Annotated in this window: 9 protein-coding genes; all 9 read right to left on the bottom strand. The window is 66.0% G+C overall.

Annotation, left to right across the window (positions count from 1 at the left end):
- Window positions 1–27: 27 nt before the first annotated feature.
- The 9 genes from rsmG to HWX31_RS27230 all read right to left on the bottom strand — a co-directional run bounded on the left by rsmG (window position 28) and on the right by HWX31_RS27230 (window position 11,955).
- On the bottom strand, window positions 28–714 hold the full coding sequence (gene rsmG / locus HWX31_RS27270) for a 16S rRNA (guanine(527)-N(7))-methyltransferase RsmG (protein WP_059530786.1): 687 nt from the start codon (window positions 712–714) through the stop codon (window positions 28–30).
- Window positions 711–2,681 (bottom strand): tRNA uridine-5-carboxymethylaminomethyl(34) synthesis enzyme MnmG, encoded by a 1,971-nt coding sequence (gene mnmG / locus HWX31_RS27265; RefSeq protein WP_174960595.1) that lies wholly within the window; start codon window positions 2,679–2,681, stop codon window positions 711–713. Before mnmG ends, rsmG begins: the two co-directional genes overlap by 4 nt.
- A gap of 375 nt (window positions 2,682–3,056) precedes the next feature.
- A complete protein-coding gene (locus HWX31_RS27260; protein ID WP_174960597.1) occupies window positions 3,057–3,812 on the bottom strand; it encodes an ABC transporter ATP-binding protein in 756 nt (251 codons plus the stop codon).
- The gene (locus tag HWX31_RS27255) at window positions 3,809–5,593 is read right to left on the bottom strand and encodes a branched-chain amino acid ABC transporter ATP-binding protein/permease (RefSeq protein ID WP_174960599.1); all 1,785 of its coding nucleotides are present in this window, start codon (window positions 5,591–5,593) and stop codon (window positions 3,809–3,811) included. Before HWX31_RS27255 ends, HWX31_RS27260 begins: the two co-directional genes overlap by 4 nt.
- 4 nt (window positions 5,594–5,597) lie before the next feature.
- Complete coding sequence (locus HWX31_RS27250) at window positions 5,598–6,653, bottom strand: branched-chain amino acid ABC transporter permease (RefSeq protein WP_174960601.1); 1,056 nt, start codon at window positions 6,651–6,653, stop codon at window positions 5,598–5,600.
- Between the two features lie 102 nt (window positions 6,654–6,755).
- Window positions 6,756–7,913 (bottom strand): ABC transporter substrate-binding protein, encoded by a 1,158-nt coding sequence (locus HWX31_RS27245; RefSeq protein ID WP_174960603.1) that lies wholly within the window; start codon window positions 7,911–7,913, stop codon window positions 6,756–6,758.
- A gap of 889 nt (window positions 7,914–8,802) precedes the next feature.
- On the bottom strand, window positions 8,803–9,777 hold the full coding sequence (locus HWX31_RS27240) for a branched-chain amino acid ABC transporter permease (protein WP_059614881.1): 975 nt from the start codon (window positions 9,775–9,777) through the stop codon (window positions 8,803–8,805).
- The gene (locus HWX31_RS27235; protein WP_174960605.1) at window positions 9,777–10,661 is read right to left on the bottom strand and encodes a branched-chain amino acid ABC transporter permease; all 885 of its coding nucleotides are present in this window, start codon (window positions 10,659–10,661) and stop codon (window positions 9,777–9,779) included. Before HWX31_RS27235 ends, HWX31_RS27240 begins: the two co-directional genes overlap by 1 nt.
- A 94-nt stretch (window positions 10,662–10,755) precedes the next feature.
- Complete coding sequence (locus HWX31_RS27230) at window positions 10,756–11,955, bottom strand: ABC transporter substrate-binding protein (RefSeq protein ID WP_059609465.1); 1,200 nt, start codon at window positions 11,953–11,955, stop codon at window positions 10,756–10,758.
- Window positions 11,956–12,002: the final 47 nt, after the last annotated feature.

Raw genomic sequence — 12,002 nt, 5'->3', positions numbered from 1 at the left:
AACAATCGGCGCGCCGACAGCGCGCCGTCAATTCGCCTCGTCGACGGCGACTTCGATCAGATGCCGTTCGGCATCGAGCATCGGCACCGCCAGCCGAATGGTCTGCTTCACGTGGCTGCCGTCGGGCAGCCGTGCAATCTCGTCATCCGGGTGCACGCCCTTCATCGCCCAGATCGATCCGCCGGGCGCAACCAGATGTCGAGCAAGTTTAACGAAGTCGGAGAGATCCGCGAAAGCGCGCGATACGATTACGTCGAATTTTTCCGGCACTTCGACGCCCGGCTGCAGCGTTTCCACGCGCCCGGTCACGACCGACAGGTTCGCGAGTTTCAGCTCGGCTCGGGTTTGCGTCTGGAATGCAGACTTCTTCTGGACGATATCGTTCAGTGTGATCTGCCAATCCGGCAGCACGATCGCCAGCACGATGCCCGGCAGCCCGCCGCCCGACCCGACGTCGAGCACGCGTGCCGACGCGCGGCCACGCAAATGAGGAACGATCGAAAGCGAATCGAGGATGTGCTGAATCAGCATCTGCTGCGGATCGCGAATCGCGGTCAGGTTATAGACCGCGTTCCACTTCCCGAGCAGCGCGACATAGTCGAGCAACTGATTTCGCTGCGCATCCGTCAGCGCGACGTCGAGTGCATGCGCGCCCTCGACGAGCATCCTCTCCAGGCCATCCCGATTGAGCGCCGGCGCGCGACGCGCCGTCATTGCTGCGTCGGGACGCTGCCGTCCCCCTGCTCCACTGCCTCGGCGGCATTGCCGTTGCGGCGACCCAGGCCGCGGCGCTTCAGGTGCACCATCAGCAGCGAGATCGCCGCCGGCGTGACGCCCGAAATGCGCGACGCCTGGCCGATCGTTTCCGGCCGGAACTGATTCAGCTTCTGACTCACTTCGAACGACAGGCCGCGCACCTCGCGGTAGTCGATGCCGTCCGGCAAGCGCGTGTTTTCGTTCGCGTCGTTGCGCTCGATCTCGTTCGCCTGACGCTCGATATAGCCCTGATATTTGATGCCGATCTCGACCTGCTCCTTGATCTGCTCAAGCAGCACCGGATCGTCGGTCAGCGGCTCCGCCGGGCCGCATTCGCCTCCCTTCAGGCCGCACACGCCGTCGTAACTGATGCCCGGGCGGCGCAGCAGTTCGGCGAGGCTGTATTCGTGGTCGATTGCCTTGCCGAGCAGCGCCGTGGCCTCGTCGGCCGGCAGCGTCTTCGGCGTGACCCATGTCGACTTCAGGCGCTCGGTTTCACGTGAAACAGCGTCGCGCTTCCGGCAGAACGCATCCCAGCGCACGTCGTCCACCAGACCCAGTTCGCGGCCGATCTCGGTCAGGCGCATGTCCGCATTGTCTTCACGCAGGCTCAGACGGTATTCGGCCCGGCTCGTGAACATCCGGTACGGCTCGGCGACGCCGCGCGTCACCAGATCGTCGACCAGCACGCCCAGATACGCCTGGTCGCGACGCGGGCACCATGCGTCCTTCTCCTGCACGTACAGGCCCGCGTTGACGCCGGCCAGCAGCCCTTGAGCCGCCGCTTCCTCGTAGCCCGTCGTGCCGTTGATCTGACCCGCAAAGAACAGCCCGTTGATCGCCTTGGTCTCAAGCGACGCCTTCAGCGCGCGCGGATCGAAGTAGTCGTACTCGATCGCGTAGCCCGGGCGCAGGATGTGGGCCTGTTCGAGGCCGCGCATCGAGTGCACGAGCTCGAGCTGGACGTCGAACGGCAGGCTCGTCGAGATCCCGTTCGGGTAGAACTCGTTGGTCGTCAGCCCTTCCGGCTCCAGGAAGATCTGATGCGATTCCTTGGACGCGAAACGATGGATCTTGTCCTCGATCGACGGGCAGTAGCGCGGCCCGACGCCTTCGATCACGCCGGTATACATCGGCGAGCGATCGAGACCGCCGCGGATGATGTCGTGCGTGCGCTCGTTCGTATGCGTGACCCAGCACGGCAGTTGCTGCGGATGCTGCTCCGCACGGCCCAGGAACGAGAACACCGGAATCGGGTCCAGATCACCGGGCTGCTCTTCCAGCTTCGAAAAATCGATCGTGCGGCCGTCGATGCGTGGCGGCGTCCCGGTCTTCAGCCGCCCTTGCGGCAGCTTCAGCTCCTTCAGGCGCGACGACAGCGTCACGGCTGCCGGATCGCCGGCGCGGCCGCCCGTGTAGTTGTTCAGGCCGACGTGGATCTTGCCGTCGAGGAAGGTCCCGGCGGTCAACACCACCGCGCGGGCGCGGAAACGGATGCCGATCTGCGTCACGGCCCCCACCACCCGGTCCCCTTCGACCATCAGGTCGTCGACCGCCTGCTGGAACAGCCACAGATTGGGCTGGTTCTCGAGGCGGTGACGAATCGCCGCCTTGTACAGGATGCGGTCGGCCTGGGCGCGCGTCGCACGCACGGCCGGCCCTTTCGACGAATTGAGGATCCGGAACTGGATGCCGCTCTCGTCCGTCGCGGCAGCCATGGCGCCGCCCAGCGCGTCGACTTCCTTGACCAGATGCCCCTTGCCGATACCGCCGATCGACGGATTGCAACTCATCTGCCCAAGCGTTTCGATGTTGTGCGTCAGCAGCAGCGTCTTCACGCCCATACGGGCGGACGCGAGCGCGGCTTCCGTGCCGGCATGACCGCCACCGACGACGATGACGTCAAATTCTGTGGGAAAAAGCATGGTGGATTCCGCACGCAGGACTGCGCGCGAACCTATCTGAGAAATGTATGGGCCGAATTATAGCGGGTTCGCTTTTCACCCGAAGACCGTCCGAATGGTAGGGTCCGTTCATTTCGCCGATTTTCCGCTGGTCGATCGGCGAATCTGTGCCGTCCGACCGGCGCCAGTGGCGCATCCGAGCGTGTTCCGCACGCCGCAGGCACAGAATTTCGGGCCGTTTGCGTGGCACTTATCCCAACACTGTGTGGCCGTCGAGTCTTGCGTCCCGACTACGGTCGGTCCCCGCTGTAACAACGCATCGACGCACGCACCACTCAAACAAAAGCGGCGTGTTTCACGTGAAACACGCCGCCCGCTTTCCGCCGAACCCACCGCTCAAGCCGTCTTCTTCGCCAACCCGAGGTACGTTTCGATCACGCGAGGATTCTGTGCAAGCTCGGCCGCCGGCCCTTCCAGCGCGAATTCGCCGGTCTCGAGCACATAGCCGTAGTCGGAAATCTGCAGCGCCGCCCGCGCGTTCTGCTCGATCAGCAGCGTCGCGACACCGGTGCCGCGCAGCGCGCTGATGATATGAAAAATCTCCTTCACGATCAGCGGCGCAAGGCCGAGACTCGGTTCGTCGAGCATCAGCAGGTCGGGCTTGCCCATCAGCGCCCGCCCCACTGCGAGCATCTGCCGCTCGCCGCCGGACAGCGTGCCGGCTGCCTGGTTACGCCGCTCCTTCAGCCGAGGAAACAGCGCGAACACGTGATCGAGCTGGTCGAGGAAGCTCGCTTCGCCCGCCTGCTTGCGCCGGTACGCGCCGAGCACGAGGTTGTCCTCCACCGACATCGTGCCGAACAGCTCGCGCTTTTCCGGCACGAGGCACATGCCGCGCGCCACTCGCTGCTCGACCGGCAGCGCGCCGACGTCGGTGCCGCGATAGACGACCGCGCCCGACGCGTGGCCGGTGACCGGCAGCGCGCCCATGACCGCGTTCAGCAGCGTCGATTTGCCGGCCCCATTGGGCCCGATCACGCTGACGATCTGCCCCGCGCCGACCTTGATCGCCGCGCCGTGCAGCGCCTCCACCTTGCCGTACCGGACCGAGAGCCCGTGCACGTCGAGAATCGGCATCGTGTCCGCCATCATTCCACCCCGCCCAGGTACGCTTCGAGCACCGCCGGATCCTGCTGCACGTCCTGCGGCAGCCCTTCCGCGATCCGCGTGCCGAACTCCATCACCACCAGCCGATCGGTGAGATTCATCACGAAGTCCATGTCGTGCTCGACGAGCAGCACGCTCATCCCCTCCGATTTCAGCCGCCGCAACAGATCCGCCAGCTGCTGCTTCTCCTTGTAGCGCAGCCCGGCGGCCGGCTCGTCGAGCAGCAGCAGTGTCGGGTCGCAGCACAGCGCGCGGGCAATTTCGAGAATCCGCTGCTGGCCGAGCGCGAGGCTCACCGCTTCGTCGTACATATGGGTTTCGAGCCCGACGCGGCGGATCTGGCGCGCCGCTTCGGCCAGCAACCGCGCTTCCTCGTGGGCATTGAGCCGCATGACGCTGCGCCAGACGCCGGTCGTGCCGCGCAGATGCGCGCCGAGCGCGACGTTCTCGAGCACCGTCATCCCCGGCAGCAGCTTCACATGCTGGAACGTGCGGCCGATGCCTCGCCGGACGATCTCGCGCGACGTCAGGCCGTCGATCCGCTCGCCGCGGAACGTGATCGCGCCGCTCGACGGCCGCAGCACGCCCGTCACGAGATTGAAGGTCGTCGACTTGCCGGCGCCGTTCGGGCCGATCAGGCCGATGATCTGCCCCGCGCCGACCTCGAAGCTGACGTCGTTGACGGCCACCAGCCCGCCGAATTGCTTGCGCGCGTTGTCGACGACCAGCAGCGCTTCTCCCGTCGCCGGCCTGCTGCGCTGCGGCAAAGGATCGGCGTCGCGCGGCGCGTGCGCGCGCGATCCACGTGGAAACAGCCTCGCGACGAACGGCCACACGCCCTGCCGCGCGTACTGCAGCAGCAGCACCATCAGCACGCCGAACACGATGATCTCGAAGTTGCCTTCCGAGCCGAGCAGCTTCGGCAGCAGCGTCTGCAGGTAGTCCTGCAGCACGGTGAGGATCGCCGCGCCGAGCACCGCGCCCCACACATGCGCGACGCCGCCGACCACCGCCATGAACAGGAATTCGATTCCGTGATTCAGGCCGAACGGCGTCGGGTTCACCGCGCGCTGCAGGTGCGCGTACAGGAAGCCGGAAACCGCCGCGAGCACCGCCGCGTAGACGAAGATCACGACGCGCATCCACGCGGTGTTCACGCCCATCGCCTCGGCCATCACGCCGCCGCCGCGCAGCGCGCGGATCGCGCGGCCCGGCCGGCTGTTCAGCAGGTTCTGCACCGACACGATCGCCGCGAGCACGACCGCCCAGATCAGGAAATACAGGCTGCGTCCGCTGTCCAGCACGACGCCGAACAGGTTCAGCGCCGGAATGCCGTTGATCCCGTCGTACTTGCCGAGCAGCTCGAGGTTTCCGAACAGGTAGAACAGCGCGAGGCCCCAGGCGATCGTGCCGAGCGGCAGGAAATGCCCGGACAGCCGCATCGTCACCGCGCCCAGCACGAGCGCGACGAGCGCCGTCAGCACGACGCCGGCGATCAGCCCGAGCCATGGCGACACGCCGTAGCGCGTCGTCAGGTATGCGGTCGCGTACGCGCCGATGCCGACGAAGGCCGCCTGCCCGAAGCTCGTCATCCCGCCGACGCCCGTCAGCAGCACGAGCCCGATCGCGACGATCGCGTACAGGCCGATGTAGTTCAGCAGCGTGATCCAGTATTCGGGCACCCGCAGCACGCCGGGCAGCACCGGCAGCGCGAACAGCACCACGAGAAACAGCCAGAACGTCTTGTTGCGCACGATCTTCTTCATCGCGTCACTCCTCGTCCTCTTCCGCGTGCGGCGTCGCGAAGCTGCGCCACAGCAGCACCGGAATGATCAGCGTGAACACGATCACCTCCTTGTACGCACTCGCCCAGAACGACGAATACGATTCGAGCACGCCGACGAGCAGCGAGCCGGCCGCCGCGAGCGGATAGCTGACGAGCCCGCCGATGATCGCGCCGACGAAGCCCTTCAGGCCGATCAGGAAGCCGGAGTCGTAGTAGATCGTCGTCAGCGGCCCGACGAGGATGCCCGACAGCACGCCGAGCCCCGCCGCGAGCGTGAAGGCGAGCCGCCCCGCTTCCGTCGTGCCGATGCCGACGAGCCGCGCCCCGAGCCGGTTCACCGACGTCGCGCGCAGCGCCTTGCCGGCGATCGTGCGGCCGAAGTACACGTAGAGCGCCGCGATCAGCACGAGCGCCGTGACGACCACCAGCACGCTCTGCAGCGAGATCGTCAGGCTGCCGACCGACAGCGACGCATCGGAGAACGCGTTGGTCCGCGAGCCCTCCGCGCCGAACATCACGAGCCCGAGCCCCACCATCGCGAAATGGAGCGCGACCGACACGATCAGCAGCAGCAGCGTGGTCGCCTCGGCCACCGGCTGGTAGACGAGCCGGTAGACGAACGGCCCCATCGGCACCACGATCGCGAGCGTCAGCGCGATCTGCGCGAGCATGGGCAGCGGCTGCGCGGCATAGCTGCGCGTGACCGCGAACACCGCGAGCGGCAGCAGCACGTAGCGGCTGACGAGCGTCGTCAGCGTGCGGCCGAGCTGATGACGACGCGCGCGATGCCGGATCAGGCCGCCGACTTCGAGCACGAAGCACGCGATGCCCATCACGAACAGCAGCCAGCAGGTGGCGGGAAACTTCTGCGCCTGCAATGCGGCGAGCGTCAGCGCGCCGTAGGCGACGAACTCGCCCTGGGGAATGAAGATCACCCGCGTGACGGAAAACACCAGCACGAGCGCCAGCGACAGCAATGCATAGATGGCGCCGGTCGTGATGCCGTCTTGCGCGAGGATCGCCGCAATCGAGAAATCCATACGTATCGTGTGTCGAGAAGGCTGCGGGGAAACGGCGAGCGCCGGCCGACCGCGCGCGCGGCGTCCTGCCGCCCGCACGCGCCGTCGTCATTCACGTGAAACTCAGTCGGCCTGCAGCTTCCACTTGCCGTCGACGATCTGCACCATCACGCGCGCCCGCGTATCGAAGCCGTTGTGATCGGCCGGCGTCATGTTGATCACGCCGTGCGACACCGGCAGGTCCTTCACGTTCTCGAGCGCCGCGCGCAGCGCTTCGCGGAACGCCTCGGTGCCCGGCTGGCCCTTCTTCAGCGCATCGGGAATCGCCCGCTGCAGCAGCAGGCCGGCATCCCACGCATGACCGCCGAACGTCGACACCGATCCCGCGCCGTACGCCTTCTCGTAAGCCGCCTTGTAGCCCTGCGACGGCTTCTTCACCGGGTTCGAGTCGGGCAGCTGGTCGGTGACGAGCACCGGGCCGGCCGGCAGGATCTCGCCTTCGCAGTCCTTGCCGCACACGCGCAGGAAGTCGTTGTTCGCGACGCCGTGGGTCTGGTACACCTTGCCCTTGTAGCCGCGCTCCTTCAGCGTCTTCGCGGGCAATGCCGCCGGCGTGCCGGAGCCGGCGATCAGCATCGCATCGGGATTCGAGCTGGCCAGCTTCAGCACCTGCCCCATCACCGACGCGTCGGTGCGGTTGTAGCGCTCGTTCGACACGATCTTGAGGCCGTTCGCGGCGGCGGCCGCGCTGAACGTGCTGTACCAGCTGTCGCCGTACGCGTCCGCGAAGCCGATGAAGCCGACCGTCTTCACGCCGTGCTTCGCCATGTAGCCCGCGATCGCGTCGGCCATCAGGCGATCGTTCTGCGGCACCTTGAACATCCACGCGCGCTTCGCGTCCATCGGCGCGATGATCTGCGCGCTCGCGGCGAGCGAGATCGCCGGGGTCTTGCCCTGCGACACCGGATCGAGCATCGCGAGCGAGTTCGGCGTGACCGACGAGCCGATGATCGCGTCGACGTGGTCCTCGTCGATCAGCTTGCGCACGTTCTGCACCGCGCGGCTCGTGTCGGATGCGTCGTCGAGCACGATGTACTGCACGCCCTTGCCCGCGATTTCCTTCGGCAGCAGCGCGATCGTGTTCTTTTCCGGGATGCCGAGCGACGCGGCCGGCCCGGTGGCCGACAGCGTGACGCCGATCTTCACCTGCGCCGACGCCGTCGCCGCCGCGCACACCAGGCCCGCGGCGAGCACGGCCTCCATCCATCGATTCATTTTCATCACGTGTCTCCAAACGCTGCTCGAAAAATCCTCGGGGCGCTCGGTCGGCGCCCGGTCTTTACTCAAACAAGTTAATAATTTAACTATCCCGCATGACCGCGCCTACGCTCGTTTTCCCGTGACGCCGCCGGGCAGGCTCGTCGCAAGATAACCGGGATAACCGCGTGGAAATCGATCGCGGAACGGACTCCGTCCGCTGTGATGCCGGCGCAATGCACGGCGTGTGCGCCGGACGCTCATGCGCGCTGCGCATCGGCCGGTTCGATCGGTGTCGCGGCAAGCCGCTGCAGCCGCGCAAGAACGCTTCTGGCGAGCCCCGCCGCCCCTCCGACTTCGCTCCACCGCGCTGCGTTTCTCATCAAACCGCACTCCGTTTTCTGGATTCTGCTTGTAGGAGAACTGCCGACTGTATTCCCGACCGATTGGTCGGCGAAAGGCGAGTGTAGCGGACGCACCCTGCGTGCGCTAACCGGGTAAGCCCGAAGCGCATGCAGCAATCCATTATGGGGAAACGGAGAGAAAGACAGCCGCGCCAAACGCATGAAATGACAGCATGGGCAGCATGCGAAGCCGGCCGCCGCGCGCTCGGCGGAAAGAGAAAGTTGCGCGCGCAAATGAAAAAGCGCTGTTGGATTCCGTCCAACAGCGCTTTGGGTCCGGGCACTTTGTGCCTCGATTGTCTCCTCGTTCTCCACCTGCAAAATTCGTTTCGCGGTGCATCAGAACTGAGACGAAGATTAAAGGACCTTTCACACTGCGGCAACTTAGCATTTACCCCTATGGTGCATCGCCGCACGAAAATGGGGCACCAATCTGCCGCACAGCGCCTGCCGGAGCGCGCCCGGGCGCGGTCCGGAACCGGTGCCCGATGGTGCTTCGCATCAACGCGTCACGATGCTTTGAGCGGTTTATACCGCGCGATCATTTCGCCGACGATGCCGCGCCGGAACGCGAGCACGCACGCGATGAAGATCAGCCCGGTCACGATCGTCGCCGATTCGCCGAGCGAGTGGAACCAGCCGATGCCGGTCAGCGATGCGAGCCATTCGCCGATGTCGCCGAGCCGATCCTCGAGCGCGACGATCAGCGCGGCGCCGAGCAGCGGGCCGAACAGCGTGCCCATCCCGCCGACGAGCGTCATCAGCACGACGAGGCCCGACATCGTCCAGTACGCGTCGCTGAGCGTCTCGAAGCCGAGCACGAGCACCTTCAGCGAGCCGGCCAGCCCCGCGAGCCCGGCCGACAGGATGAACGCGAGCAGCTTGAAGCGGTCGGTGTCGTAGCCGAGCGAGACCGCGCGCGCTTCGTTCTCCTTGATGGCGACGAGCACCTGGCCGAACGGCGAATGCACGATCCGCACGATGAACGCGCAGGCCGCGACGATGATCGCGAGCACGACGTAATAGAGCACCAGGTCCGACGACAGGTCGAGCACGCCGAACAGCCGGCCGCGCGGCACGCCCTGCAGGCCGTCCTCGCCGTGCGTGAACGGCGCCTGCAGGTAGATGAAGTAGATCATCTGCGCGAACGCGAGCGTGATCATCGCGAAGTAGATCCCCTGCCTGCGGATCGCGAACAGGCCGACCACGAGGCCGAGCAGCGTCGCCGCCGCGGTGCCCGCGAGCACGCCGAGCTCGGGCGTGAAGCCGAGTGTCTGCAGCGCATAGCCCGTCAGGTAGCCCGACGTCGCGAGGAACATCGCGTGGCCGAACGACAGCAGCCCCGTATAGCCGATCAGCAGGTTGAACGCGGCCGCGAACAGCGCGAACGCGAGCACCTTCATCACGAACACCGGATACGCGCCGGCGAACGGCGCGACGAGCAGTGCGGCGAGCAGCACGCCGTAGAGCACTTTTCTCTGCATCATCTTTCCTTGCCGAAGAGGCCTGCCGGACGGATCAGCAGCACGATCGCCATGATCACGAACACGACCGTCGCCGACGCCTCCGGATAGAACACCCGCGTAAAGCCCTCGATCACGCCGAGCATCAGGCCGGTGAGGATCGAGCCGAGGATCGAGCCCATCCCGCCGATCACGACCACCGCGAACACGGTGATGATCATCGGCTGGCCCATCAGCGGCGACACCTGGATCACCGGCGCGGCCAGCACGCCCGCGAACGCGGCGAGCGCGACGCCGAAGCCGTAGGTGAGCGTGATCATCATCGGCACGTTCACGCCGAACGCCTCGACGAGCTTCGGATTCTCCGTGCCCGCGCGCAGGTATGCGCCCAGGCGCGTCTTCTCGATCACGAACCAGGTCACGAGGCACACCGCGAGCGACGCGACGACGACCCACGCGCGATAGTTCGGCAGGAACATGAAGCCGAGATTGGTCGCGCCGGCGAGCTGCGACGGCACGTCGTAAGGCTGCCCGGACGCGCCGTAGATCGAGCGGAACACGCCCTCGACGACGAGCGTCAGGCCGAACGTCAGCAGCAGCCCGTAAAGGTGGTCGAGCTTGTACAGCCAGCGCAGCATCGAGCGCTCGACGACGATGCCGAACACGCCGACGAGCACCGGCGCGATCACGAGCATCGCCCAGTAGGGCAGCCCGAAATACGAAAGCCCCATCCATGCGAGCATCGCGCCCAGCATGAACAGCGCGCCATGCGCGAAGTTGATCACGTTGAGCAGCCCGAATATCACCGCGAGCCCGAGGCTCAGGATCGCGTAGAACGAGCCGTTGACGAGCCCGAGCAACAACTGGCTCAGCATCGCCGGCAACGGAATGCCAAAGATTTCCATCGCTTCCGCCGTCAGAGTGAGGTTCGTTGCGCGCGCAACCGATTAGGCGCGCGCGCAGGCGGCGGGGCGCCCTGCCCCGCCCGCCGCCGCGCGCTTACTTCCATGACGCGCAGCGCGTCTCCTGCTTGGTCGTGAACGCCTGTTCGCCCGGAATCGTCGCGAGCACCTTGTAGTAATCCCACGGCTCCTTCGATTCGGACGGCTTCTTCACCTCCATCAGATACATGTCGTGGATCATGCTGCCGTCCGCGCGGATGTAGCCCTTTGCATAGAAGTCGTTGATCTTCGCCTTCTTCAGCTCGGCCATCACCTTGTCGGAGTCGGTCGTGCCGGCCGCCTGCACCGCCTTCAGGTAGGTCGTCACCGACGAATAGTCGGCCGCCTGCAGGCTCGACGGCATCTTCTTCATCTTGCCGAAGTAGCGTTGCGCCCACTGGCGCGACGCCGCATCGCGGTTCCAGTACCAGCTGTCGGTCAGCACGAGCCCCTGGGTCGTCTCCAGGCCGAGGCTGTGCACGTCGTTGATGAACATCAGCAGCGCGGCGAGCTTCATCGTCTTCGTGATGCCGAACTCCTTCGCCGCCTTGATCGCGTTGATCGTGTCGCCGCCCGCGTTCGCGAGGCCGAGGATCTGCGCCTTCGACGCCTGCGCCTGCAGCAGGAACGACGAGAAGTCCGACGCGGACAGCGGATGCCGCACGTAGCCCATCACCTGCCCGCCGTTCGCCTTCACGACGTCCGACGTGTTCTTCTCGAGCGCCTTGCCGAACGCGTAGTCGGCGGTCAGGAAGAACCACGTCTTGCCGCCCTGCTTCACCACCGCCGAGCCGGTGCCCTTCGCGAGCGCCATCGTGTCGTACGCGTAGTGCACCGTGTACGGCGTGCACTGCTCGTTCGTCAGCGTGTCCGCGCCCGCGCCGATGTTGATGTAGACCTTCTTCTTCTCCGCCGCGACGGTGTTCATCGACAGCGCCGTTCCCGAGTTCGTGCCGCCGACGAGCAGGTCGAGCCCGCCGCGGTCCATCCACTCGCGCGCCTTCGACGCCGCGATGTCCGCCTTGTTCTGGTGATCCGCGTACACGACCTCGATCGGCTTGCCGAGCACCTTGCCGCCGAAGTCCGCGACCGCCATGCGGATCGCCTCGAGGCCGCCCTGCCCGTCGATGTCCGCATAAAGCCCCGACATGTCGGTGATGAAACCGATCTTCACGGTATCCGCGGCCTGCGCGGCGCCGGCGGTGAACGCGGCGGCCGCGAGCGCGAGACAGGCGCGTGCGAGGGTCTTCATTTTCATTGACGTCTCCTGTTCTTCTGATGCGTTGTGGTTATTCGACAGCGGCC

It is taken from the genome of Burkholderia ubonensis, assembly GCF_902833085.1.
GTDB lineage: Bacteria > Pseudomonadota > Gammaproteobacteria > Burkholderiales > Burkholderiaceae > Burkholderia > Burkholderia ubonensis.
The sequence above is the reverse complement of the archived record's forward strand: the minus strand, read 5'-3'. Positions and strand labels throughout refer to the sequence as shown.